Origin of the sequence: Pseudomonas sp. UYEF17, assembly GCF_040546125.1 — a bacterium.
GTDB lineage: Bacteria > Pseudomonadota > Gammaproteobacteria > Pseudomonadales > Pseudomonadaceae > Aquipseudomonas > Aquipseudomonas putida_Z.
Genome location: NZ_JBEPNE010000001.1, coordinates 49752 through 74107 on the forward strand (window position 1 = coordinate 49752; position 24356 = coordinate 74107).

27 protein-coding genes are annotated in these 24356 nt (G+C 64.1%); 13 read left to right on the plus strand and 14 right to left on the minus strand.

Annotation, left to right across the window (positions count from 1 at the left end; genetic code table 11):
• The first annotated feature begins 172 nt into the window (after positions 1 to 172).
• A complete protein-coding gene (pdxR, locus tag ABIB24_RS00230; RefSeq protein WP_137163630.1) occupies positions 173 to 1606 on the plus strand; it encodes a MocR-like pyridoxine biosynthesis transcription factor PdxR in 1434 nt (477 codons plus the stop codon).
• Here pdxR and ABIB24_RS00235 read toward each other — a convergent pair.
• On the minus strand, positions 1599 to 2795 hold the full coding sequence (locus ABIB24_RS00235) for a CynX/NimT family MFS transporter (protein ID WP_085615214.1): 1197 nt from the start codon (positions 2793 to 2795) through the stop codon (positions 1599 to 1601). The two genes, pdxR and ABIB24_RS00235, sit on opposite strands and share 8 nt — an antisense overlap.
• A complete protein-coding gene (locus ABIB24_RS00240; RefSeq protein WP_025338701.1) occupies positions 2792 to 3250 on the minus strand; it encodes a nucleoside deaminase in 459 nt (152 codons plus the stop codon). Before ABIB24_RS00240 ends, ABIB24_RS00235 begins: the two co-directional genes overlap by 4 nt.
• A 302-nt stretch (positions 3251 to 3552) precedes the next feature.
• Between ABIB24_RS00240 and ABIB24_RS00245 the strand changes: the two genes are divergently transcribed.
• Complete coding sequence (locus ABIB24_RS00245) at positions 3553 to 3990, plus strand: carboxymuconolactone decarboxylase family protein (protein ID WP_274079026.1); 438 nt, start codon at positions 3553 to 3555, stop codon at positions 3988 to 3990.
• Positions 3991 to 4121: 131 nt separating this feature from the next.
• Here ABIB24_RS00245 and ABIB24_RS00250 read toward each other — a convergent pair whose 3' ends face one another.
• Positions 4122 to 5132 carry an AraC family transcriptional regulator gene (locus ABIB24_RS00250; protein ID WP_025338699.1) on the minus strand — a complete coding sequence of 337 codons (1011 nt, stop codon included), beginning with the start codon at positions 5130 to 5132 and terminating at the stop codon, positions 4122 to 4124.
• 168 nt (positions 5133 to 5300) lie between these two features.
• Between ABIB24_RS00250 and ABIB24_RS00255 the strand changes: the two genes are divergently transcribed.
• The 3 genes from ABIB24_RS00255 to ABIB24_RS00265 are packed head-to-tail and all read left to right on the plus strand — an operon-like array spanning position 5301 to position 7941.
• Complete coding sequence (locus ABIB24_RS00255) at positions 5301 to 6485, plus strand: acetyl-CoA C-acyltransferase family protein (protein WP_025338698.1); 1185 nt, start codon at positions 5301 to 5303, stop codon at positions 6483 to 6485.
• Positions 6486 to 6498: 13 nt separating this feature from the next.
• Positions 6499 to 7347 carry a 3-hydroxybutyryl-CoA dehydrogenase gene (locus ABIB24_RS00260; RefSeq protein WP_025338697.1) on the plus strand — a complete coding sequence of 283 codons (849 nt, stop codon included), beginning with the start codon at positions 6499 to 6501 and terminating at the stop codon, positions 7345 to 7347.
• Positions 7348 to 7359: 12 nt separating this feature from the next.
• On the plus strand, positions 7360 to 7941 hold the full coding sequence (locus ABIB24_RS00265; RefSeq protein WP_075044895.1) for a TetR/AcrR family transcriptional regulator: 582 nt from the start codon (positions 7360 to 7362) through the stop codon (positions 7939 to 7941).
• 110 nt (positions 7942 to 8051) lie between these two features.
• Here ABIB24_RS00265 and ABIB24_RS00270 read toward each other — a convergent pair whose 3' ends face one another.
• Genes ABIB24_RS00270 through ABIB24_RS00290 form a run of 5 tightly spaced genes read right to left on the minus strand, consistent with a single transcriptional unit; the run spans position 8052 to position 14551 of the window.
• A complete protein-coding gene (locus ABIB24_RS00270) occupies positions 8052 to 8429 on the minus strand; it encodes a response regulator (protein WP_003256176.1) in 378 nt (125 codons plus the stop codon).
• A gap of 44 nt (positions 8430 to 8473) precedes the next feature.
• Positions 8474 to 9700 (minus strand): hybrid sensor histidine kinase/response regulator, encoded by a 1227-nt coding sequence (locus ABIB24_RS00275; protein ID WP_085665152.1) that lies wholly within the window; start codon positions 9698 to 9700, stop codon positions 8474 to 8476.
• Positions 9694 to 10269, minus strand: coding sequence for a chemotaxis protein CheB (locus ABIB24_RS00280; protein ID WP_085591023.1), 576 nt, complete (start codon positions 10267 to 10269; stop codon positions 9694 to 9696). Before ABIB24_RS00280 ends, ABIB24_RS00275 begins: the two co-directional genes overlap by 7 nt.
• The gene (locus ABIB24_RS00285; RefSeq protein ID WP_003259474.1) at positions 10266 to 11087 is read right to left on the minus strand and encodes a CheR family methyltransferase; all 822 of its coding nucleotides are present in this window, start codon (positions 11085 to 11087) and stop codon (positions 10266 to 10268) included. Before ABIB24_RS00285 ends, ABIB24_RS00280 begins: the two co-directional genes overlap by 4 nt.
• Positions 11084 to 14551 (minus strand): response regulator, encoded by a 3468-nt coding sequence (locus ABIB24_RS00290; RefSeq protein WP_137163626.1) that lies wholly within the window; start codon positions 14549 to 14551, stop codon positions 11084 to 11086. The genes ABIB24_RS00285 and ABIB24_RS00290 overlap by 4 nt, the downstream gene beginning before the upstream one ends.
• Before the next feature lie 249 nt (positions 14552 to 14800).
• On the opposite strand from ABIB24_RS00290, the gene ABIB24_RS00295 reads away from it, so the two are divergent.
• On the plus strand, positions 14801 to 15151 hold the full coding sequence (locus tag ABIB24_RS00295; protein WP_137163625.1) for a response regulator: 351 nt from the start codon (positions 14801 to 14803) through the stop codon (positions 15149 to 15151).
• A 120-nt stretch (positions 15152 to 15271) separates the two neighbouring features.
• On the opposite strand, the gene cobF is transcribed toward ABIB24_RS00295, so the two are convergent.
• Both cobF and ABIB24_RS00305 read right to left on the minus strand, forming a co-directional pair.
• Positions 15272 to 16021 carry a precorrin-6A synthase (deacetylating) gene (cobF, locus tag ABIB24_RS00300; RefSeq protein ID WP_137163624.1) on the minus strand — a complete coding sequence of 250 codons (750 nt, stop codon included), beginning with the start codon at positions 16019 to 16021 and terminating at the stop codon, positions 15272 to 15274.
• 67 nt (positions 16022 to 16088) lie between these two features.
• Positions 16089 to 17378, minus strand: coding sequence for an OprD family porin (locus tag ABIB24_RS00305; protein WP_025338690.1), 1290 nt, complete (start codon positions 17376 to 17378; stop codon positions 16089 to 16091).
• Between the two features lie 361 nt (positions 17379 to 17739).
• On the opposite strand from ABIB24_RS00305, the gene ABIB24_RS00310 reads away from it, so the two are divergent.
• From ABIB24_RS00310 to ABIB24_RS00320, 3 genes are all read left to right on the plus strand, one after another.
• Positions 17740 to 18099 (plus strand): histone-like nucleoid-structuring protein, MvaT/MvaU family, encoded by a 360-nt coding sequence (locus ABIB24_RS00310; protein WP_015270810.1) that lies wholly within the window; start codon positions 17740 to 17742, stop codon positions 18097 to 18099.
• Between the two features lie 225 nt (positions 18100 to 18324).
• Positions 18325 to 18852 carry a lactoylglutathione lyase gene (gloA, locus tag ABIB24_RS00315; RefSeq protein ID WP_025338689.1) on the plus strand — a complete coding sequence of 176 codons (528 nt, stop codon included), beginning with the start codon at positions 18325 to 18327 and terminating at the stop codon, positions 18850 to 18852.
• A 97-nt stretch (positions 18853 to 18949) separates the two neighbouring features.
• The gene (locus tag ABIB24_RS00320; protein ID WP_013973119.1) at positions 18950 to 19192 is read left to right on the plus strand and encodes a hypothetical protein; all 243 of its coding nucleotides are present in this window, start codon (positions 18950 to 18952) and stop codon (positions 19190 to 19192) included.
• A gap of 128 nt (positions 19193 to 19320) precedes the next feature.
• On the opposite strand, the gene ABIB24_RS00325 is transcribed toward ABIB24_RS00320, so the two are convergent.
• Positions 19321 to 20142, minus strand: coding sequence for a shikimate 5-dehydrogenase (locus ABIB24_RS00325; RefSeq protein ID WP_274079024.1), 822 nt, complete (start codon positions 20140 to 20142; stop codon positions 19321 to 19323).
• A gap of 162 nt (positions 20143 to 20304) precedes the next feature.
• Between ABIB24_RS00325 and ABIB24_RS00330 the strand changes: the two genes are divergently transcribed.
• A complete protein-coding gene (locus ABIB24_RS00330) occupies positions 20305 to 20649 on the plus strand; it encodes a hypothetical protein (RefSeq protein WP_025338687.1) in 345 nt (114 codons plus the stop codon).
• Between the two features lie 94 nt (positions 20650 to 20743).
• Positions 20744 to 20926: a hypothetical protein gene (locus ABIB24_RS00335; protein WP_025338686.1), complete on the plus strand. Its 183-nt coding sequence runs from the start codon at positions 20744 to 20746 to the stop codon at positions 20924 to 20926.
• Positions 20927 to 20999: 73 nt separating this feature from the next.
• Here the strand turns inward: ABIB24_RS00335 and ABIB24_RS00340 are convergent, their stop codons facing one another.
• Both ABIB24_RS00340 and ABIB24_RS00345 read right to left on the minus strand, forming a co-directional pair.
• Positions 21000 to 21485 (minus strand): glycoside hydrolase family 24 protein, encoded by a 486-nt coding sequence (locus ABIB24_RS00340; RefSeq protein ID WP_274079023.1) that lies wholly within the window; start codon positions 21483 to 21485, stop codon positions 21000 to 21002.
• Positions 21486 to 21550: 65 nt separating this feature from the next.
• Entirely contained in the window at positions 21551 to 21916 is a 366-nt protein-coding gene (locus ABIB24_RS00345; RefSeq protein ID WP_075044881.1) for a chemotaxis protein, read from the minus strand.
• Between the two features lie 162 nt (positions 21917 to 22078).
• On the opposite strand from ABIB24_RS00345, the gene ABIB24_RS00350 reads away from it, so the two are divergent.
• Positions 22079 to 22903: a S24 family peptidase gene (locus ABIB24_RS00350; protein ID WP_085615186.1), complete on the plus strand. Its 825-nt coding sequence runs from the start codon at positions 22079 to 22081 to the stop codon at positions 22901 to 22903.
• Between the two features lie 138 nt (positions 22904 to 23041).
• Here the strand turns inward: ABIB24_RS00350 and ABIB24_RS00355 are convergent, their stop codons facing one another.
• Entirely contained in the window at positions 23042 to 23365 is a 324-nt protein-coding gene (locus ABIB24_RS00355) for a DUF1654 domain-containing protein (protein ID WP_025338682.1), read from the minus strand.
• A gap of 238 nt (positions 23366 to 23603) precedes the next feature.
• Between ABIB24_RS00355 and ABIB24_RS00360 the strand changes: the two genes are divergently transcribed.
• Positions 23604 to 24278 carry a polysaccharide lyase family 7 protein gene (locus tag ABIB24_RS00360; protein ID WP_274120933.1) on the plus strand — a complete coding sequence of 225 codons (675 nt, stop codon included), beginning with the start codon at positions 23604 to 23606 and terminating at the stop codon, positions 24276 to 24278.
• Positions 24279 to 24356: the final 78 nt, after the last annotated feature.

A 24356-nucleotide genomic window follows, 5' to 3' on the forward strand; every position in this document is an offset into this window, starting at 1 on the left:
GTCTCGCTCTTGTAGGAGCGGCCTTGTGTCGCGAAAGGGCTGCGCAGCAGCCCCGGCGATATCTGCGTTGAGGCTGAATTCCCGGGGCTGCTGCGCAGCCCTTTCGCGACACAAGGCCGCTCCTACACAGCCAATCCGCTATCCTGAGCACTTCCCCGCTCCGGACCGCTCCATGGAACTGCACATTCGCCTGGAAGGCCGCAAAGGCCTGGCCGACCAGCTTTACCAGCAACTGCGCGCCGGCATCGATAGCGGCCACCTGGCCGCGGGCACCCAACTGCCGCCAAGCCGTCTGCTGGCAGAGCAGCTGGGCGTGTCGCGCAAGACCGTGGCCGAGGCCTATTCCCGGCTGACCTACGACAACCTGCTGAGCGGCGTGGTCGGCCGGGGCACCTTCATCACCCCGCGCCAGCCGTTGCGCAGCAGCGAATCGACGGCCATTCCCCTGGCCGCTGCCGCATCCCTCGAGCGCTGGCAGCAGCGCGCCACCGTGCTGAGCCAACGTCAGCTGGACGCTCCCTCACGTTACGACTTCATCGGCGGGGCCTCGAGCAAGGCGCAGTTCCCGTTCGACCAGTGGCGCAGTTGCCTGAACTATGCCCTGCGCCGCAGCCAGCGCCACCCCGAGCGGCAGTTCCCGGCCCAGGGCCTGCCAGAGCTGCGCGAGGCCATTGCCCATCACGTCGCCTACGCCCGCGGCGTGCACTGCAGCGCCGCCGACCTGCTGGTGTGCAACGGCGCCCAGCAGGCTCTGGACCTGATCGCCCGGGTATTGGTTGAGCCGGGTTGCCAGGTGGCCATGGAAGACCCGGGCTACCCGCCAGCGCGGCAACTGTTCCTGGCCCTGGGCGCGCGCCTGCAATCGGTACCGGTGGACGATGAAGGCCTGTGCGTGGAACAGATCGCCGACGGCACCCGGCTGATCTACGTGACGCCCTCGCACCAGTTCCCGCTGGGCATGCCGATGAGCGAGGCCCGCCGGCACGCCCTGCTGGCACGGGCCGCCGAGCTGGGTGCGTTGATCATCGAAGACGACTACGACTGCGAGTTCCGCTACCACGGCCCAGCCGCGGAGGCGTTGCAGCGACTCGACCGCCATGGCCTGGTGGCCTATGTGGGGACCTTTTCCAAGACCTTGCTGCCCGAGTTGCGCCTGGGCTACGCCGTACTGCCGCCCGCCGTGTTGAAGGCCGCTTGCGTGGCCAAGCACCTCAGCGACTGGCACAGCCCGACCCTGTTGCAGTGGGCACTGGCGCGGTTTCTCGGCGAAGGCCACCTGAACAAACACATCCGTCGTTGCCACGAGGTCTACAGCGCCCGTTGCGAACGCATCCTCGCGCGGCTGGGCGGCGACCTGTCACCGTGGTTCAGCGCCATCCCCGCCAGCGCCGGGTTTCACCTCAGCGCCCTGGCCAAACCTGGGGTCGATGTCGAGCTGCTGGCCAACCTCGCACGCAAGGTGGAGGTCGGCCTGTACTCGCTGGCGCCGTTCTTCAGCGAAGCGCCAGTGCGCCCGGGGTTGTTGCTGGGCTTCGGCGCCATCGAGCTGCTGGACATCGACCCGGCGCTGGACCGGGTGCGCGACACCCTGCAGCGCCTCAGTTGACCGGTGCGGCCTTGCCCGCCACTACCGGGCGGGCAATGGCCGCGGCATAACCGCGTGGGTTGAAGCAGGCGGTAACCAGCAGCATTGCCACCACGGTCACGGTCAGCAGCGTCCACGAGGCCTGGAAATCACCGCTGATGTCGCGCAACCAGCCGGTGACGTACGGCACGATGCCGGTGATGATGAAGCCGATGCCCTGCACGAACGCCGCCAGGCTGCCAGCCTCGGCAGGCGTCTTCAGGTGCTCCAGGGTCAGCGTCAGGCTCTGGCTGAAGCAGGCGCCCAGGCCGAAACCGATCATCGCCACCCAAAGCCCCGAGGCCAGCGTGGGTGCCAGCAGCAGGCCGAGGAAACCCACCAGCTGGATCGCCAAGGCCAGCCACAGGCCCGGGCGCCGGTCTGCCCAGCGCCGCAGCAACAGCGGCAGGCCCAGTGCGCCGGCCACCTGGAAGATGGTCATCAGGCCCACCAGGTCGGCACCGCCCTGGGCGCTGCCGCCATGCTCGATGTGATAGGCCGGCAACCAGGCCACCATGCTGGTGTAGCCGCCGTTGATCAAGCCGAAGTACAGCGCCAGCAACCAGGCCCGGCGCGTGCCGAACCAGTGGCCGCCGGTGGCACCGGCCAGCTTCGGCGCCTGCTGGCGTGGCCGCAGCACGGCCCAGGCCAGCACCGCCAGCACAGCCGGGATCGCCCACACGCCCAGGCCGACCTGCCAGTGGCCGAAGTAGCCACTGATGTGCGGCCCGAGCACGGCGGCCAGGCCGCCGCCGCTCATCAGCGCTGCCGAATACAGGCCCATCGCCCCCGCCAGGCGGCCGGGGAACCAGCGGTTGACCAGCCCCGGCATCATGCCCTGCACTACCGCCACCCCCAGGCCGGCGACCACCGCACTGGCAATCAGCGCCCAGGCGCTGTCCAGTTGCAGGCGCCACAGGCAGGCCAGGGCGATGGCAGACAGGCCAGCGAGCATGCCGCCATGTTCGCTGATCCAGCGCCGCAACCAGGGCTGCAGCAGGGGCACCAGGCCCATGCACAGCACCGGCAACGCCGTCAGCAAGGCCGCCTGCTGGTAACCCAGGCCGGTGCTGGCGCGCATGGGTTCGAGCAACGGGCCGATACTGGTCAGGATCGGCCGCAGGTTCAGTGCCAGCAGCATGACCAGCAACAGGTTCAATGCCGCTCTCATTGTGCGTTGGCCTGTTTCCATTCAAGGTACAGACCGGCTTCGCCGCTGGGCTTCAGTGCGCGCAGCGGCAGGCTCTGCTGCTGGGGCGGGCGAGCCATCTGCGCGTACACCGCCGCGGTGGACAAGCCATAGGGTTCGCCCTCGGCGTTGTCGTAGGCAAACCAGGCCCGCTCGATGCCGCACAGGTGCATGGCCGCCAGGCACATCGGGCACGGGTGGCCGCTGGCGTAGATTTCGGCGCCATCCAGGCGCGCCTGGCCCAGGGCGTGGCTGGCCTTGCGGATGGCCTGCATCTCGGCGTGGGCGGTCGGGTCCTGGGTGCTGTGGATCTCGTTGACCGCACGTGCCAGCACCTGCCCCTGGTACACCAGCACGGCGCCGAAGGGCCGGCCACCGGCCTTGATATTGGCGCGGGCCAGGTCGAGCGCTTCGCGCATGTAGCGTTCTTCGGACATGAATCGGTTCTCCTGTTGCAAGACCTGGTCATTATCCGGGCTTGGGCGGCCTGGCAGAAATGAAGAGATTGGATGCCTGTCAGTGGCCTCCCGAATGGCCGATTGGCCTCCCGCTGATGCGCGTGATTGGCTATCGAGGAGGACCTGGGCCGGCGCTACCATCAGCTCACTTTCAACCAGCAACGCATTTCCCTGTAGGAGCAGCCTTGCGCTGCGAAAGCGCCATGCGCCCGTACGGGCGCTTTCGCAGCGCAAGGCTGCTCCTACAGGGACGATGCCAGCCTCGAATACTGGAGATAAACATGCACAACCGTATCGAATGGGCCAAGCACGCCCCCGAGGCCTACAAAGCCATGGTCGGCCTGGAGCAGGCCCTGGCCAAGAGCGGCCTGGAGAATTCCCTGCTGGAACTGGTGCGCCTGCGGGCCTCGCAGATCAACGGCTGCGCCTACTGCGTCAACCTGCACGCCAACGATGCGCGCAAGGCCGGTGAGACCGAGGCACGCCTGCAGACCTTGTGCGTCTGGCAGGAAACCGCCTACTTCACCCCGCGCGAGCGTGCTGCGCTGGCCTGGGTGGAGAGCCTGACCCGGCTGCCCGAACACGGCGCGCCGCAGGACGAATATGAAGCCTTGCAGGAACACTTCGAGCCGGCCGAGGTGGCCAACCTGACCTTGGCAATTGCCACCATCAATGCCTGGAACCGCTTCGGGGTCGGGTTTGCCATGGTGCCGGCCTGATCATTGATCGGTAGCCTGTACCGGCCTCTTCGCGGGTGAACCCGCTCCCACAGGTACAGCACATTTTTCAGATTCTGTGAGTCCCCTGTGGGAGCGGGTTTACCCGCGAAGAGGCCCGCACAGGCAACATCTCAACGCCCGGCCAACCGCGCCCGGTAGCTCCCGGGGCTCTGCCCGGTCCACTTCTTGAACGCCCGGTGAAACGCACTGGGCTCCTGGAACCCGGTCTGCTCGGCAATCTCGGCAATGCTCAGCTCCCCTTCGCGCAACCGCTCGAAGGCCATTGCCCGGCGCACCTCATCCTTGATCTGCTGGTACGAACGCCCTTCCCGCTCCAGCTGCCGACGGAAAGTACTGGCACTGACCCCCTGCTGCTGCGCCAGCGCCGCCAGCGTCGGCCACTGCCCATAGCGCCGCGCCCGCAGGTGCCGGTACACCTCGGCCACCAGCCCGTTCTGGTTGCGAAAGCGAATCACCAGCCCCTGCGGCGCGCTGCGCAGGAAGGTTTTCAGGGCCGCCACGTCCTGCACCACCGGCAGGCGCAGGTAGGCGCTGTCGAACTCCACCTCGGTGCGCCCGCTGCCCAGGCGCAGGTCCGGCCCCCACAGCAGCAGGTCGTCCTCCTGGGCCGGGCGCGACACCGCCAGCTCGGTGCGGTCGATGGCGATCCGCCGCCCGGCCAGCCAGCACAGCATGCCGATCATCAACACCAGGTAGGTTTCCTCGGCATACACCCGGGTCAGCGGGTCGGCGATGCTCGACTGCACGCTGATCAGCGCCCGCCCGCCACGCAGCGTCAGGCTGCCGCGCAAATCGCGCAGGAACAGGCCAAAACCGCCCATGCACTGGCGCAAGGCCTTCTCCAGGTTCGGCTCCAGGATCAGGCCCCGGCAGATCAGGGCGAAACTGCCCGGCGGCATGCCGTGGCTGTCGAGGCGGAAGAACTCGTCGTCCAGGCGCTGGATCAGCGCCAGCCACAGCTGGGCGAAGGCCTTGGCCGGTACACGGGCCTGGGGCTGTTCGAGCAGTTGCGGGTCAATGCCCACCGCACGCAGCTGCGCATCGCGTTCGGCGGGGCAGTCGCGCAGGGCGTGGAGCATGGCATTGAGGAAGTACACGGCGACCGAATCGCTATCGCGCATGGCGGTTTTCGCTGTCTATGCTGAGTGGCAAAAAGTGCCAGGTTGTCTGAACAGTTCCGGCATAGGCTGCAACAGAGCCTTTGCCTAGACTCGGTCCCACTCCGGGATCGCCGGCCATTCTCGCAGAGCCTGGCCCGGTCCCGCCATGCCTTCGCAATCGGAGCCCCTATGAGCAGCGCAGAAATCTACGTCGTCAGTGCCGTCCGTTCAGCCATTGGTGGCTTTGGCGGTTCCCTCAAGGACCTGCCGCTGGCCGACCTGGCCAGCGCCATCACCCGCGCCGCCATCGAGCGCTCGGGCGTGGCCGCCGAGCAAGTCGGCCACCTGGTGATGGGCACGGTGATCCCCACCGAACCGCGTGACGCCTACCTGGCCCGCGTAGCGGCAATGAACGCCGGCATCCCCAAGGAAACCCCGGCATTCAACGTCAACCGCCTGTGCGGCTCGGGCCTGCAGGCCATCGTCTCGGCAGCCCAATGCCTGCTGCTCGGCGACACCGATGTGGCCGTGGCGGCCGGTGCCGAATCCATGAGCCGTGGCCCGTACCTGCTGCCGCAGGCACGCTGGGGCGCTCGCATGGGTGACCTGCAAGGCATCGACTACACCGTCGGCGTGCTGCAGGACCCGTTCGAACACTTCCATATGGGCATCACTGCCGAGAACGTTGCGGCCAAGCACGGCATTACCCGCGAAATGCAGGACGAACTGGCCCTGACCAGCCAGCGCCGCGCCGCCCGCGCCATTGCCGAAGGCCGCTTCGCCAGCCAGATCGTCCCGCTGGAACTGAAAACCCGCAAGGGCAGCGTGCAGTTCAGCACCGACGAGCATGTGCGTGGCGAGGTGACCGCCGAGCAACTGGCGGGGATGAAGACCGTGTTCAAGAAAGACGGCACCGTTACCGCCGGCAACGCCAGTGGCATCAACGACGGCGCTGGCGGCCTGGTGCTGGCCAGTGGTGATGCGGTGCGCCGCCTGGGCCTGAAGCCGCTGGCACGCCTGGTGGGCTACGCCCATGCTGGCGTCGAGCCTGAACTGATGGGCCTGGGCCCGATCCCGGCCACCCGCAAGGTGCTGGAAAAGACCGGCCTGAAGGTGCAGGACCTGGATGTGATCGAGTCCAACGAAGCCTTCGCCGCCCAGGCCTGCGCCGTGGCTCGCGAACTGGGCTTCGACCCAGAAAAGGTCAACCCCAACGGCTCGGGCATTTCCCTGGGCCACCCGGTGGGCGCCACCGGCGCGATCATCGCCACCAAGGCCATCCATGAGCTGCAGCGCATCCAGGGCCGCTACGCCCTGGCCACCATGTGCATCGGCGGTGGCCAAGGCATCGCCGTGGTCTTCGAGCGCGTCTGAGGGAGCCTGACACATGAGCATTGAACAGATTGCCGTGATCGGCGCCGGCACCATGGGCAACGGCATTGCCCAGGTGTGTGCGGTGGCCGGCTACCAGGTACTGCTGGTGGATGTTTCCGACGCTGCACTGGAGCGCGGCGTGGCCACCTTGAGCAAGAACCTCGAGCGCCAGGTCGGCAAAGGCACCCTCGACGCCGACAAGGCGGCAGCCGCCCGCACGCGCATTCGCACCAGCACCGACTACACCCAGTTGAGCGGCGCGCAGCTGGTGATCGAGGCCGCCACCGAGAACCTGCAGCTCAAGCAGCGCATCCTGCAGCAGGTGGCGGCCAACGTCGCCGCCGACTGCCTGATCGCCACCAACACCTCGTCGCTGTCGGTCACCCAGCTGGCGGCCAGCATCGAGCACCCCGAGCGCTTCATTGGCGTGCACTTCTTCAACCCGGTGCCGATGATGGCGCTGGTCGAGATCATTCGCGGCCTGCAGACCAGCGACAGCACCTACGCCCAGGCGCTGGTGGTGACCGAAAAGGTGGGCAAGACCCCGATCACCGCCGGCAACCGCCCGGGCTTCGTGGTCAACCGCATCCTGGTGCCGATGATCAACGAAGCGATCTTCGTGCGCCAGGAAGGCCTGGCCAGTGCCGAGGACATCGACACCGGCATGCGCCTGGGCTGCAACCAGCCGATCGGCCCGCTGGCCCTGGCCGACCTGATCGGCCTGGACACCCTGCTGGCGATCATGGAGGCCTTCCATGAAGGCTTCAACGACAGCAAGTACCGCCCTGCCCCGTTGCTCAAGGAAATGGTCGCGGCCGGTTGGCTGGGGCGCAAGAGCGGCCGCGGTTTCTTCACCTACTGAGGAGCGAACACCATGCCCCCGGTCAATGCCGCGATGCGCTGTGCCAACTTTGAAGAGCGACGTGACCGGGCCATGGCGCTGTTTGCCGAAAAGGGCTTTGGCCAGGTCAGCATGCGCGAGCTGGCGGCCCATGTGGGGCTTACCGCAGGCTCGCTGTACCACCACTTTCCCAGCAAGCAGGACTTGTTGTACGACCTGATCGAGGAGTTGTACGAGGAGTTGCAGGCCACCCTGGACCAGGGGCGCCGGGCCATGGCGCGCGGGGCGTCGGCGTTGAGCTGCCTGATTGCCGCGCACTGGCAGCTGCATGCCGAGCGGCCCATGCAGTTTCGCCTGGCAGAGCGCGACTTCTGTTGCCTGAGCGAAGACCAGCAGGCGCGCCTGGCCTTGCTGCGCAAGCGCTATGAGGCGGGGTTGCTGAGGTTGATCGCACCGCAGGCGAAGTTGCAGGGGCAGGCCCTGGTGGCCACGGCGCATGTGGTGGCGACGCTGCTGAACCAGTTGCCGGGGTTGTTGAAGGCCTTGCCCGAAGAACAGGGGCTGGGGTTGATGGAAAGCATGCTGGTGGGTGGGCTGGAACGGACACTGCGCTAGCCTGTTCCGGCCCTTTCGCGGGTAAACCCGCTCCCACAGGAACTGTGCAAACCTTGAGACTTGCACAGCCCCTGTGGGAGCGGGTTTACCCGCGAAAGGGCCAGTGCAGGCTAGCGCAGGAGCGACTGGATCTGTTCGTGCAAGGTATCCAGGTCGAACGGTTTGGCCAGGATCGGTGCCTTGCGGGTGATCGGGCTGCCGGATTCGAGAATCTCCGCCGGGTAGCCGCTGATGAAGATCACCTTCAGGTCCGGCCGCAACTTCACCGCCGGCTCGGCAATGTCCACCCCGGAAATCCCGCCCGGCAAGCGGAAGTCCGTGACCATCAGGTCGAGGTGCGGCTTGCTCGCCAGGATCGCGAACGCCTGCTCGCCATCCTCGGCCACCAGCACGTGGTAGCCCTCGCCTGCCAGGTAATCGCGCAGGATCATGCGAATCGCCGGTTCGTCCTCGACCACCAGTACTACATCTTGTGCATCTTCACTCATGTCAACGCCTTGAAATACTTACAGCTGGTCATCAGACCCCAGGCTCAGGCAGAGGTTGCCCGTGCCTGGTCGTTTTGTTGTTCGTAGGTTGCCAGTGGCAACTGCAAGGTAAAGGTGGCGCCTTTGCCCTCTTCACTCTCCACCAGTATGCGCCCGCCGTGGGCCTGGACGATCTGCTCCGATATGTACAGCCCCAGGCCCAACCCACCACTGGCCTGCTGGGTGGCGACCCGCTCGAACTGTTGGAAGATGCGCTGCTGGTTGGCCACGCAGATGCCGATGCCATGGTCCTGAACCTGCACGCAGGCCAGGCCGTCCTGCTCGAACACCCGCACCTGCACCGGTTTGCGCTCACCATAACGCAAGGCATTGGACAACAGGTTGGCCAGCACCTGCTCGATGCGAAACTCGTCCCACTCACCCTGCAGCGGCTCGCAGCGTTGCAATTCGAAATGGGTGTCCAATGCGCTGGCCTGGGCAGCAAAGTTCTCCACCAGGCCGCGCACCAGCTGGCCCAGGTCGAACGCCTTGGGCCGCAGCGACAGTTTGCCGGTGCGGATGCGCGATACATCGAGCATGTCTTCGACCAGGCGGATCAAGCTGTTGATCTGCCGCTCGTCGCGCTCGACCATGGCCTGCAGCTTGTCGCCGCTGAAGGCGGCAAGGTTGCCGCGTGCCAGGTGCAGCTTGCGCAGCTGGGTTTCCAGGATCAGGCCATTGAGCGGGGTGCGCACCTCGTGGGACACGATCGACATGAAGTCATCGCGCATGCGCACGGCATGCTCCAGTTCACCCCGCGCCGTTTGCAGCTGGGCCAGCAGCAGTTCCTGCTCCTGGCGGCTGCGTTCCAGGGCCTGCAACTGGCGGTCGAGCACCTTGCGCTGGCGGTACAGGTCGACGAACACCGACACCTTGCTCTTCACCGCCAGGGTGTCGAGCGGCTTGTGCAGAAAGTCCACCGCGCCGCTTTCATAGCCCTTGAACGCGTAGTTCATCTCGCGCCCGGCGGCAGTGACGAACACGATGGGGATGTTGCGGGTCTTTTCCGTGCCGCGCATCAGCTCGGCCAGCTCGAAACCGTTCATGCCCGGCATCTGCACGTCGAGGATGGCCAGGGCGAACTCGTGCTCGAGCAACAGCGACAATGCGGCCTCGGCCGACTGGGCCTGGTGCACCTCGCGGTCTTGGCCCTGGATCAGGGCGTCGAGGGCCAGCAGGTTTTCTGGAAGGTCGTCGACGATCAGCAGTTTGGCGATGGTGTGGCTTAGCATGCGCTGGGTTCCAGGGCGGCGAGCAATCGCTCGATGCCACTCAGAGAAAGAATATGGTCGGGCTGGTGCAGGGCCAGTGCGGCCTCCGGCATCAGCGCCACCTGTGCGTCGCAAGGGTCCTGGACCACGGTCCGGCCCCCGTTGTGCTTGATATAGGCCAGGCCTTCGGCGCCATCTTCATTGGCCCCGGTGAGCAGCATGCCCAGCAGGCCGGCACCGTAGGCATCGGCCGCCGACATGAACAGGTAGTCGATCGCCGGCCGGGAAAAATGCACCGGCGGCTCCTGGCTCAACGACAGTGTCAGGTCACGCTCCACCGACAGGTGGTAACCCGGCCCGGCCACGTAGATCTGCCCGGCGCGCAGCGGCTGCTTGTCGCGGGCCTCGCACACTGGCCGCCGCAGGCGGCGCTGCAGCACCTCGGCCAGCTGGCTGTGGCGATCATCGGGCAGGTGCAGCACGCATATCACCGGAATGGCGAAGCCGGCCGGCAACGCGCCCAGCACGCTGAACAGCGCCGTCACGCCACCCGCCGAGGCGCCGACCACCATCGCGCGTACGCCTTTCATGACTTGCGGTAGATCCGTTCGGGCTTGACCAGCGGCTCGAAGCGCTCGCTGTAGGCGGAAAAATCCACCGATTCCTTGCTGCCCAGCACCAGGAAGCCGCGGTGGCACAAGGACTCGTGGAACAGGCCCAGGGCGCGGTCCTGCAGCTCCTTGTTGAAGTAGATGAGCACGTTGCGGCACGACACCAGCTGGGTTTCGGAAAACACGCTGTCGGTGGCCAGGCTGTGGTCGGCGAAGGTCACGTTGTCGCGCAAGGTGCTGTCCATGATGGCGTTGCCGTAGGCTGCCGTGTAGTACTCGGCAAAGTCCCGCCGGCCGCCGGCGATGCGATAGTTCTCGGCGTACTCGCGCATGCTCTGCATCGAGTAGATGCCCTGCTTGGCCTTGTCCAGCGAATGCGGGTTGATGTCGGTGGCGTAAATGATGGTGCGCTCCAGCAGGCCCTCCTCGCGCAGCAGGATGGCCATCGAATACACCTCCTCGCCCGTGCTGCAGCCGGCAATCCACACCTTGATCGAGGGCCAGGTGCGCAGCAGCGGCACCACTTCGTTGCGCAGCGCCAGGTAGTGCCCCGGGTCGCGGAACATCTCGCTGACCGGGATCGTCAGGTACTGCAGCAACTGCATGAACATGCCAGGGTCGTGCAGCACGCGCTCCTGCAGCGCCGACACCGTCAGGCAGTCGAACTGGCGCAGCGCATGCAGGATCCGGCGCTTGATCGACGCGCCGGAATAGTTGCGGAAATCGTAGCTGTACTTGAGGTAGATGGCCTCGATCAGCAAGCGGATTTCGATATCGGTGTTACGTTCGCTAGTCAAATTCGCTCCAGTTGCGGTAGCCACACACGGATCAGCGAGAACAAGCGGTCCAGGTCGATCGGTTTGGCCAGGTAATCGTTGGCGCCGGCCTGCAGGCATCGCTGCTGGTCATCCTTCATCGCCTTGGCGGTCACGGCAATGATCGGCAGCTTGCGCCAGCGTGGTTGCTGGCGGATCAGCCGGGTGGCCTCGAAGCCGTCCATCTCCGGCATCATCACGTCCATCAGCACCAGGTCGATGTCGTCATGCTGCTCCAGGCGCTCGATGGCCTCGCGGCCGTTGCGGCCGATTTCGACGATCGCGCCCTTGTGTTCCAGCGCGCTGGTCAGGGCGAAGATGTTGCGCACGTCGTCGTCCACCAGCAGCACCTTGCGGCCTTCGAATACCTTGTCGCGGCTGCGCGCGGTCTTGAGCATGCGCTGGCGTTCGTTGGACAGCTGCGACTCGACCTTGTGCAGGAACAGCGTCACTTCGTCGAGCAGGCGCTCCGGGGAGCGGGCGCCCTTGATGATGATCGAGCGCGAGTACTTGAGCAGGTCGGCTTCTTCTTCGCGGGTCAGGTTGCGCCCGGTATACACGATCACCGGCGGGAAGGCACGGATGTCCTCGGCGGTCATGCGCTTGAGCAGCTCGTTGCCGAGCATGTCGGGCAGCTTGAGGTCGATGATCATGCAGTCGTAGATGTTCTCGCGCAGCAACGCCAGGGCATCCTGGGCCATGGCCACGGCGGTGATCTCGACATCGTCGTCGCCGATCAGGCGGGCAATGCTTTCGCGCTGCAGGTCGTCGTCTTCCACCAGCAGGATGTGCTTGAGCTTCTGGGTCAGCTTGGCCTCCAGGCGGGCGAACACTTCCTTGAGTTGTTCGCGGCTGGTGGGCTTGACCGCGTAGCCGACGGCGCCCATGTGCATGGCAGCCTCGACCCGGTCCTCCACGGAAATGATATGCACCGGAATGTGCCGGGTGCTCGCCTGCTCCTTCAGGCGTTGCAGCACGGTCAGGCCGGAATGGTCGGGCAGGCGCATGTCCAGCAGGATGGCATCGGGGATGTACTGGGCGGCCAGCTCGAAGCCCTCGTCGGCGCCCTGCGCCACCAGGCAGCTGTAACCCAGCTCGTGGGCCAGGTCGAAGAGAATGCGGGCGAAGTTCGGTTCGTCCTCGATCACCAGGATGCAGCGGTTGCCGAACGGCGCGCGCTCGCGGTCGTCGGCGAATGCCGGTGCCTGGCGTTTCGGCGCCGCCACCGCCGGTGCCTGCGGCGCGGGTGGCAGGCTGTCGACCGCCGGGCGCAGGCTGAGCGGCTCGATATCCTGCGCTACCCGCTCATAGCGCTCCGGCAGGATCAGGCTGAACACGCTGCCCTGGCCGGGGCTGCTGTCGACGCTGATCTGCCCACCCAGCAGGTGCGCCAGGTCGCGGGAAATGGACAGGCCCAGGCCGGTGCCGCCATAACGGCGGTTGCTGGTGCCATCGACCTGGTGGAAGGCGCCGAAGATCGCCTGCTGCTGGTCGGCGGCGATGCCGATGCCGGTATCGCGCACGGCAAAGACGATGCCGGTGCCAGGCTGGTAACCGATGTTCAGGCTGACCTTGCCGCGCTCGGTGAACTTGATGGCGTTGGACAGCAGGTTCTTGAGGATCTGCTCCAGGCGCTGGCGGTCGGTGAACAGCGTGGCCGGCACCTGCGCCTCGGTGGTCACCTCGAAGGCCAGGCCCTTGTGCCCGGCCAGCGGCTCGAACATGCCACGCAGGCCTTCGACCAGGCGTTCCACCTGGGTGCTTTCGGGGCGCACTTCGAGCTTGCCGGCTTCCACCTTGGCGATGTCGAGAATGTCGTTGATCAGGTTGAGCAGGTCGTTGCCGGCCGAATAGATGGATTCGGCGAACTTGACCTGCTCGTCGCTGAGGTTGCCCTCGCCGTTCTCCGCCAGCAGCTTGGCCAGGATCAGCGAACTGTTCAGCGGCGTGCGCAGCTCGTGGGACATGTTGGCGAGGAACTCGGACTTGTACTTGCTCGAACGCTGCAGCTCCTCGGCGCGCGCCTGCAGCTCGTCCTGGGCCTGGAGCAGTTCGTCGTTCTTGCGGTCCAGGGCCTCGGTGCGCTCGGACAATTGCTCGTTGGTCTGCTCCAGTTCCGCCTGCTGGGTTTCCAGATGGGCCTGGGACTCCTTGAGCACGCGGGATTGCTCTTCGAGCTCTTCGTTGGCGGTTTTCAGCTCTTCCTGCTGCACTTGCAGCTCTTCGTTCAGTTGCTGGGTCTCGGCCAGCACTTCCTGCAGGCGCTGCCGGTAGCGGGCGCTTTCGATGGAGATACCGAGGTTGCCACGGACCCGCTGCAGCATCTCTTCGTCACGCTCCTGCAGCGGCCGCAGGAAGCCCAGCTCCAGCACACCGTTGATCTGCCCGTCATCACTGCAGGGCATCAGCATGGCACTGCGCGGCAGGCCCCGGCCCAGGCCGGAACTGAGGTGGAAATAGTCGTCGGGCAAGTCGTCCAGGCGCAGCAGCCGCGCTTCGCGCACGGCCTGGGCCAGCAGGCCTTCGTGATCGCCCAGCACCTGCTCGCGGGCCTGCTCCTCGGCATCCAGGCCATAGCTGGCCACACGCACCAGGCGGCCATGCTCGTCACGCACGTACAGCGCGCCGACCACGCTGCCCAGGTAACCGCCGAAGAAACGCAGGATGTTGTCACCGAGCATGGGCAGGGTCAGCTGGCCGAGCACCTGTTCGGCCAGTTGCGTCTGCCCGTTGCGCAGCCAGGCCTGGTGTTCCAGGCGCTCGGCCGCGCGCTGCTGGGCCTTGAAGTTTTCGTCATAGGAACCCGACAGCGCCAATAGGTCGCGCCGCCCGAGGTAGGCCAGCAAGGCACTGAGGCCGACGATGAACAGCACGAAGGACGACATGACCGTGACGGTCACACTGTTGACTCGCTCGTTGCGCGCCATGCGCAACTGTTGTTCGCTGGCGATCAGGTTGTCGAACTCTTTGCGGATCTCGTCGGTCAGGCGCTTGCCGCGGCCGTTGCCGATCAAGGCGCGGTAATCACCCTGGCTGCGGCGCAAGTTGATCATCTCGCTGCCGAAGGTGTTCCACGCCTGCTGCAGGGCGATCAGCCGGTCGATGCGTTCGACCTGTTGCGGGTTGTCCTCGACCATGCCGCGCAGGCTCTGCAGGCTACCGAAGATGCGCGGCTTGGCCACCTCGTAGGGGTCGAGGAAACGCTCGTCGCCGGTGATCAGGAAGCCACGCATGCCGGTTTCCATGTCGATCGACAGTTTGACCGTTTCGTTGGCATTGCCGATCACCCGGTCGGTGTGCTCGACCCACTGCAAGGCCGAAAGCAGGTAGTTGATCACCGCGACGAAGGCAACGGCCCCCAGCAGGCCAACCCCCAGGGGTAGGCCGACGTTGCGGCTCAACAGCTTGCGGAAGCTCCGCTGGTCCATCGAGGCTGCTTGAATCATGTGAAAACGCCCGAGCAAGTAAAGTCCATTGAAAGTGTGGCAAATCGATCGTTGTAGTTGTCTGCCACTGCTCTGTCCCGTAAAGCGAGTCTAACCAGCTTTGGCGGGTCTGGCAGGGCATTTAGCCAGTATTTGAAGGTGATGTGAGCCAATCGTTCCATCTGATTGCACGGACCGGTATCCTCGGGGAACTTCTGCTGCCATCCGGAGCACAGATTAAAGACATTCATTCTGCACAGGATCGCAACCATGCACCTTCTGGTAGTCGAAGACGACGACATCGTACGCATGCTGATGGTCGAAGTGCTCGACGAGTTGGGCTACACCGTCATCGAAGCGGAGCATGCCAACGCGGCGCTGCGCATTCTCGAAGACCCGAACCAGGCGCTGGCGCTGATGATGACCGATGTGGGGCTGCCGGACATGCGTGGCGAAGATTTGGCGGCCAAGGCGCGCGAACTGCGGCCGCTGTTGCCGGTGCTGTTCGCCAGTGGCTATGCCGAAAGCGTCGATGTACCGGAGGGCATGCACCTCATCGGCAAGCCGTTCAGCATCGACCAGTTGCGGGAGAAGGTGCAGGCCATTCTGGGTAACCCTTGAAATCGGTGTCGCCTGCTTCGCGGGCTTGCCCGCTCCCACAGGGAACGCGCGGCCCCCAAGCTGGCGCTGTACCTGTGGGAGCGGGTTCACCCGCGAAGGGGCCGGAACAGGCAGTACACCTCACAGCTCCCTGCGCAACAGGTAGCTATCCATGATCCACCCCTTGCGCGCCCGCTCCCGCTCACGCACTTCCATTATCTGCGCCTTCACCGCCTGCAACGGCCCGGCAATCAGCACCTCATCAGCAGTCCCCAGGTACGCGCCCCAGTAGATCATCAGCGCCGGGTCATCGAGCCGGGCAAACGCGCACTGCCCGTCCAGCATCACCAGCACATTGTCGATCTGCCCCTGCCCGGCCAGGCGCCGCCCTGGCAATACGGTCAACGGCTCACCGATGCGGTTGAGCGGCACCTGATGGCGCGCCGCCAACGCCTGCACGCTGCTGATGCCCGGAATGACCTGCAGGCGCAGCGCCACACCACGCTCGCGGACCAGGCCAAGGATGCGCAGGGTGCTGTCGTACAGCGTCGGCTCGCCCCACAGCAGAAAGGCGCCGGTTTCCCCAATGCCTATCTCCTGTTCGATCAGCTGGGCATACAGCGCCGCACGCTGCCGGTGCCAGTCCTGCACCGCGCCCAGGTAGTCATCGGCCTGGCCATCGCGTGCAGGGTCGGCCACCTGCACCAGGCGGTAGCCGCCCTCGGGCCGGTAGCGTTGCAGGATGGCCTTGCGCAGGTGCACCAGTTCGTCCTTGTCGCCGCCCTTGTCGAGCACGAAGAACACGCTGGCCTGGCGCAGCGCATCGACCGCCTCGTAGGTGACCTGGCGCGGGTCACCCGGGCCGATGCCGATCAACAACAGGTCTTTCATTGCCCTGCCCTTTGCGGGAACCAGCAGCCATTGTCAGGTGGCTGCCGGTATTTGGCAAAGCGCCCCGTCAGAAGATGGAGAAGTTGTAGCTGACAATGACCCGTGTCTCGTCCATGTCACGCGCCCACTTTTCATAGTTGCTGCGGTAAGTGGAATTACGCAGGCGCACACTGACGTCCTTGAACGTGCCACTTTGCACCTGGTACTTGAACTCGGTGTCGCGTTCCCATTCTTTGCCTTCGGCCGTGCTGCCCGGCACCTTGATATTGTCACCGTTGATGTAACGGGTGAAGAAGGTCAGGCCGGGCACGCCCAGGGCCTTGAAGTCATAGTCATAACGCACCTGCCAGGAGCGTTCCTGGGCGGCGGCGAAGTCGTTGACCTGGGCATAGTTGACCAGGTACGGGTTGGTGCCATCCAGGTATGGCATGGCACTGTCGCCATACATGCGTTGCCAGCCGGCACTGAGCTTGTGACCACCCAGGCTGTAGCCGAGCATGCCGCTGAACGCGCGATGGTCGATTTCGCCGGCGCGGGCATTGCCGATGTCGTCACTCTTGATCAAGCGCAGGTCTGCCGACAGGCTGCCCACCGCCAATGGCTGGCTGGCCACCAGGCCGAGGAAGTGCTGGCGGTAGATGTTCTCCAGCTTGGCCACCTGGTACTGGGCGCTGAAGCGCTCGTTGAAACGGTAATCGACACCGGCCAGGTCAAAGTGGTCAGCCTCGATATCGCAGGCATAGCGCTTGTTCTTGCAATGCACGCGAATGTCCTGGCGGTCGGTGGAATCCCGTGCGGTGTACTTGTCCAGGCGGGCCAGGGTGAACTTCAGGTCGCGCACTTCTTCGGAGGTGAGCATGGCGCCATGGAACATGGTCGGCAGCAGGCGGCCATCGTTGTACTTGAGCAGCGGCACATCTGGCATCATCGAACCGTACTTGAGCACGGTATTGGAAACCTTGACCTTGGCCGCCAGGCCCATCTTCGCGTACTGGTCCGCCGAGTGCCGTGGGTCATGGCCGGAAGACGGCAACAGGCCGCTGTTGCTGTCTGCCGGGCTGGAGTCAAGTTTGAAGCCGAACATGCCCAGCGCATCCACGCCAAAACCTACCGGCCCCTGCGTGTAACCCGACTGCACATTGAGGATGAAACCTTGTGCCCATTCTTCGCGTTTGGACGCACCCTGGCTGGAACTGCTGTGGCCGTCACGGAAATCCCGGTTGAAATAGACATTGCGTGCTTCGACCTTAGCACTGCTGTCTTCAAGAAAACCGGCGGCCTGGGCATTGACGCCGGCACACAACAGGAACAAGCCGGCAACACGACGCCCGGGGGCGAGGGGGAAAGGGGCAAACATGGGAGAAAACATCCAGAATCAAGGCGAGTAAACAACCTGTGGCACGTGCTGGCCACGGTACTGCGAGGGGGCCGAACAATAGCCGGCCATCATCTGAAATTATCGCGCGAAGGCTCTGGCACGGGCCATTGGACCATGGTCTAAGCGCACCGCAAGGCAACCGCGAAAAAACCGGACAATACCGCGCGCAAAACTAGGAAAGTTCCCGGCTTACTTACAAAAAGTTTGCAGTTTACCCAGTACCCATGAATGACTACACTCGATATCAGCGAACAGCGGAACCCACCCGCGTGGCCGGCGTTTTTATTCTTCTTCAATGTTCGTCACGCCCTGCCACGACCGACGTACAGGAGTGATTACAGTGTCCAGACTTGCAGAGTTTCGTGCTGCCGAAAAAGCGCTCCAGGAACAGATGGCGCAACTGGAAGCGTTGAAAAAGGATGCCGGCCTCAAACGCGAAATCGAATTCGAGCAGAAACTAGTCGGCCTGATGAAAAGCTACGACAAGAGCCTGCGCGATATCATCGCCATCCTCGACCCGAAAGCAGTGGCCCGGGTTTCCAGTGCAGCGCCCAAGCAACAGCGCCGCGCGCGCGTGGTGAAGGTTTACACCAACCCGCACACCGGCGAGCGGATCGAGACCAAAGGCGGCAACCACCGTGGGCTCAAGGCCTGGAAAGAACAATACGGAGCCGCCACGGTAGAAAGCTGGGTACGCTGATGAAACGTCCACACGTGCTTCACACTTTTTTCACAAGGGCTGGCTCAGTATCGAGACAGCTAAAGGACTAGCGACCCCATCACGCGCCCGCACATGCGGGCCTCTAATTCCAGCGCCCTGCCTCGTGCAGGGCGCTTTCATTTGCGCAATCGGCACACTGCCGTATCATGGCCGGCCTGTCTGTTTTGCCGGCGCCCTGCGCCCGGCCCCGTCTCAGGAGTTCCCATGAGCCTGCATGATCTGCAAACCCTGCCTGGCGTCACCGCCCAACCGGACGCCGCCACCGCCCAGTTCGTCTTCAACCACACCATGCTGCGGGTCAAGGACATCGAGAAGTCCCTGGACTTCTACACCCGCGTGCTGGGCTTCCGCCTGGTGGACAAGCGCGACTTCCCCGAAGCTGCCTTCAGCCTGTACTTCCTGGCCCTGGTCGACCCGGCGCAGATCCCGGCCGATGACAGCGAACGCCACCAGTGGATGAAGTCGATCCCGGGCGTGCTGGAGCTGACCCACAACCACGGCACCGAAAACGATGCCGAGTTTGCCTACCACAACGGCAACACCGACCCACGCGGCTTTGGCCACATCTGCATCTCGGTACCGGACGTACGCGCCGCCTGCGCACGCTTCGAGGCACTGGACGTACCGTTCCAGAAGCGCCTGCAGGACGGGCGCATGAACCACCTGGCCTTCGTCAAGGACCCGGACGGTTACTGGGTCGAAGTCATCCAGCCGACCGAGCTCAAAGGCTGAGCGCTCATCGCGGCTCGCTCGTCGGGCCGGGAACTCCCGGCCCCTTGCTGTGGTATATGAAGGTAACTGCTTCACATGCCACAGCGAGGTAAGGACGATGCAATCTCTTCACTGTGAATATCGCAAGCACACCATCACCGCCAGCGTGATGCCCCACCCCGATTCCCCCCTGCCCTACGCCGCCGGGTGCCTGATCACCGACCCCGACGGACACACCAGCAGGCGCATGTCGATGCCGATGAAGTTCTTCTCCGACCTCGAGAACGCCCAGCATGTGTCGCTGGCCCATGGCCGGGCGCTGGTCGACCAGCAGCTGGATGAAGGGCACAAGGTGTTCTGACCTTGTCGATGCCTGTGCCGGCCTCTTCGCGGGTAAACCCGCTCCCACAGGGGTAGCGCCGCTGCTACATGCGTGCGCTAATCCCTGTGGGAGCGGGTTTACCCGCGAAAGGGCCGGCACAGGAGTAATCAGATATCCCGGGCGTACGCCACCGCCGCCTCCACCTGCGCCAAGGTGGGTCGCACCCCGGTATAAAGCACGAACTGCTCCAGCGCCTGCAGCGCAATCACCTCCAGCCCGGTGATCACCGGCTTGCCCAACGCCCGCGCCCGTCGGATCAACGGTGTGCTCTCCGGCATCGCCACCACGTCGAACACCCGCGCCGCCGCGGCGATGGCGTTCTCGGAAAACGCCAGCTCCTCGGCCTCGGGCCCGCCCGCCATGCCGATCGGCGTCACGTTCACCAGCATGGGTGGGCACAGGTCGCCCAGCTCCGCCACCCAGCGATAACCGCACACATCCGCCAGCTGTCGCCCGGCCTGCTCGTTGCGCGCAACGATGATGCCTTCGGCGAACCCGGCATCGCGCAGGGCACTGGCTACCGCCTTGGCCATGCCGCCACTGCCGCGCAAGGCAAACGCCGTGGACGGGTCGACCTTGTGCTGCGCCAGCAATTGGCGCACGGCCAGGTAATCGGTGTTGTAGGCCTTCAGGTGACCATTGCTATTGACCAGGGTATTGACCGACTCGATGGCCGCCGCCGATGGGTCGATCTCGTCGACCAGGGCCATGCAGGCCTCCTTGTACGGCATCGATACCCCGCAACCGCGGATACCCAAGGCACGTATGCCCGCCACCGCCGCCGGCAGGTCATCGGTGCGCATGGCCTTGTAGTAGAAGTCCAGGCCCAGCTGCTGGTACAGGTGGTTGTGGAACCTTACCCCGAAGGTGCCGGGGCGGCCGGCCAGGGAGATGCACAGCACGGTGTCTCTGCTTGGAGTTGTCGACATAACCTTCTCCTTTGTCATAACTGAAACGTTTGTTCAGCGTAACAGAGGTAACCGCTGGTCGTCCCTTACACAACCTTTACCGTTCCCCCGTGCTCAGCTGACGAAGAGTGGAGTCATAGTAATAGGACCCCACACCTGGGGTGTCCTTGCGAGGGTTTCTTCATGAACCGTCACATTCCCGGAATCGCCCTGCTGGTCGGTGCCTTGGCCATCAGCGCGCCCGCTGTCGCCCATGGCGGCCATGGCCATGGCGGTTGGTATGGCCCCGGCCCTCTGCTGGGTGCGGCCGTGGTTGGCGCCGTGGTCGGGGCGACGGTTTATGGCGGGCGTGACCGTACCGTGTACGTCGAGCGCCAACCGGTCTACTACGGGCCGCCACCGGTGTACGTGCAACCACCGCCACCGCCGGTGTACTACCAGCCGTACTACGTGCCAGCACCACCGCCCCCGGGCTACCGCACCTACTACGGCCCGCCACCGGTGTATTACGGCCCGCCGCGGTGGTAAATGTTGATAGAACCAATGACCACTATCGAGGAAGTTAATTTCAAACCGCCCCGGCTGCTGCGTAAGGTAGGGCCATGTTTTACAGGAGGTCCACATGGCCACTATCCAGATCATGTCCGTCGTCGGCAGTGCCGTCCCCGCTTCGCTGCGTCAGCAGGGCCTGCTGGCATGCTGGTACCTGGTACGCAACGGCGAAGCCGTAAGCGGCCCGATGCCGACCCTCGCCTCGGCCCAGGCCCTGGTCGAACAGTTGCAACCAGGCACCCTGGTCGCCTGACCCGTATTTGTTGTGCGTTGCTCCCTACGCCCTTCTGGCCCGCCTACCTGGCGGGTCTTTTTTTGCCTGGGCGTTACGCCTGAACCTCCCCGCTGCAGGCTATGAACATTGCCAACAACGCGGCCAATTGGTGCTCGCGCTGACCGTAGCCCGCGCCAGGCAGGCTGGCCCAGATCGGCGCGGCCTTGGCGATCGCCTGGGCAATGCGGCCGGCCTTGATCAGTGCCAGTGCCCCGCACTCGTTCAGCAACTTGATTGCCGCCAGGTCCTGGGCCTCAGGGGTAAAGCGGCCATTGAAGCCATAAGTGCTCACGATGGCATCCCAGGTACCGGCCAGAATCTGGTACCGCCCTGCCGCGGAGCTGTGGATGCCGTAGCTGGGCAACCACACCTTCTGCCTCGGGTGCCCGCTGTAGTCATTGAACAGTTGGCCGCCGACCAGGACGTTGTAGCCATCGTCACTGGCGGCAATGGTTGAGGTACCCTCGGACCAGGCCAGCATGTCCAGGAATGCGAGCACGTTCGCGCCGCCGGCAGCGGCAGAATCCAATCGAGCCATGTTGTCTCCATACAGAAAAGGGCCCATACGCATGGGCATGAACAGAATTTGTCTTGCGGGCCGCCTCACTCACCCTGCTTCCCGCGCAGGCGGGCGATCCCCTCGCCCTGGACGGTGACCTGCCGGGGAGGATGGCCGCCCCGACTGGTCAGCGCTTCGATCTTGCCTTCCAGGCGCCCTACAGTGATCACCAGTTCATTGCGTTCCTTGGCAAACTGATCGGCCCTGGCCTGCGCTTCTCTTCGGGCGTCACGCTCGATATCGAGCAGCTCGTTCAGGCGCCGGACCACGCCAATATCAGCGTTGTCCATGGCACGGTCAGCCGCATCCCTGGACAGCCACTTGCGCAGCCAGAGGAATGCACCCAGCAACACGGTGCCTGTTCCGCCCAGCCAGGTGATGGTGCCTGGGCCGAGGTCAGTCGGGTCCATGAAAACCTCATAACGGATGGTGATGTCGTAAGCCTGGAGAACAGCTTCTCGGTGGCTTTCCTTGCTTGCATATTTAATTTAGCCTACAGCTAATATCGTGACAAGAGAAATTTAGCCTTGAGCATATTTAGCAGCAAGCTAAACACTGGCATGCTTCGCCCCATGGACATCTACGAAATTCGCAAGCACAACCTGGTCAAGCTGATCGGCAGCCAGAGGAAGGGATCCTGCGCAGAGCGCTGGGGGATGGCGCCTGCGCATCTGAGCCAGATCCTTTCGGACAAGACAGCGAAGAACCTGGGCGATGACGTGGCCCGCAGAATCGAGGGCATCGAAGGCTTGCCGCGGGGGTGGTTCGACGCGATGGCAGCGGGCGACCAGGCGCAGTCGCCGGTCGAGGCTGGCGACAGCAAGCTTTCCGCGGCCGACCTGGTCAAGCAGATGCTTGCCAGAAGCGGCAGAGGCATCCCCGAAGAAACCCGGCAAAGGCTGCTGGCCGCCGCCGAGGAGCCGGCAGACTCGACGCTGGTGGCGGCTGAACTTGTTCGGCCAGGCCTGGTGGGCGACGAAGTGTGGATTGCCCACTACGACGTCCGTGCGGCCATGGGCGGCGGGCAGATCCCCCACGACTACCCCGAGATGTTCAAGGATGTTCGCGTCAGCCCAAGCCACCTGCGCGAGCTGGGCGTGGAGTTCAGCGAGCACCACCACCTGAAGATGGTGACCGGCTGGGGGCAGTCGATGGAACCGACCATCAAGCACCGCGACCCGCTGATCGTGGACGTCAGCATCCGCGAGTTCGTCGGTGATGGAATCTACTTCTTCTCCTGGGGCGACCACATCTACATCAAGCGGCTGCAGATTGCCGACGAAGACCATTTCGAGATGATTTCCGACAACTCGCGGCACAAGGACCGCATGATTCGCCGGGAAGAGACCTACATCCAGGCCAGGGTGCTGCTGGTGTGGAATGCGCACCTTGTGTAAGCGTCATTGATCTAGCAGGGCACTGTAGGAGCAGCCTTGTGCTGCGAAGAGGCCAGTACTGACAATGCATATCTGTTGCCTGTCCCGGCCTCTTCGCAGCACAAGGCTGCTCCTACAAAGTGGGCATTTTCCCGATGTTCAGAAAGGTGCCGCCTCCTCGACCTGCTGCTCGCTGTCCTGCTCGACGATAAAGTCGTCGCGCTCCTCCACGCTGCCGCGCTCCCAGCGCACCGTCACGCTCTCGTCGTCGTTGAAGGTCAGTTCCAGCTCGGGCGTCTCGGCCAGCAGGCCCATCACCTCCTCCCACTCGGCATCACCGTCGGTATCCAGGCGATGCACCGTCACCCAGCGCTGCGTCTGCGCGAGCGGGTGGTTGATCATCGCTGATACCCGCAAGCTCAGCCGCTCTATTCCGGTCATTTCCTGGCGCTGATGGGGCGTCGACTTCAAGGGCTTAGACATATTCTTATCCTGACAGCTGTATATTCGTACAGTATTCAAGGAAAGCTTATCTCACCGCCAAATCAAGCGTAAAGCCCCCGATGTGGAAAATTTTCGCCAACAGGTAATTTGTCGCCCGGCGAAATAATTTTAGCCATGAGCTATTGACGATGATTTAGCGCAAGGCTAAATTTCATTCTAGCAGCCGCCACCGTGCTGCTGCGGCACCAACCGTCATTTCCATTCAGGAGTTCCCCCCATGAGCGTAGATATCAGCAACCTCACCATCGCCGTTCCGGTAGCCGAATCGTCGATCAGCACCGTAGCGGTCGAACTCACCGGCAGCGAAGCGATTGCCCTTTACCCGAACTATGTGACAGTGCTCAGCGATGGTTCGGTCCAGTTGTCTGCCCCCACCAAAGGTGCTTCGAGCAAAAGCACCCGCAGGACCCGCTGCGAGTGGTCGGAGCCGAAATACTGGACCTTGAGCGGTGCCCCACATCACTGGAATCGCCAGGAAATGACGCTGACCAAGGTCAACTGGGCGCAGAAGGTGGTCATCGCGCAGATGCATGTCTACGGGGACGACAGCCCGCCCGTGAAGGTGTTCTGGAAAAAGGGCGACATCACCCTGGGTTTTCGGCGGACCTACAACCAGACTGACCCTATCAACTCGACGGTGCTCAAGGGGGTACCGCTGGGGGCAAAGTTCGAGGTGAGCATCCATGCCACCGCAGCAGGCGTGGTCAACGTTACGGCCAAGTGCAATGGCGTGAGCGGTACGTCCGGCGATCTACAGTTCGACAACACCTGGGCTACACAGCTATTCGAGTTCCACGGCGGGGTCTACAACCAGGTGGACTACACCGATACCACGCCAGCCGATGACGGCTCGATCTGCATCATCAGCGACCTCTCGCTGACCCATGCCTGAACCCAGTCAGCCGGCAAGACATCCCGATGCCCCTGCCCCCCCAACGCAGGTTGCATCGGGATCGCCTTTGGCTGAACT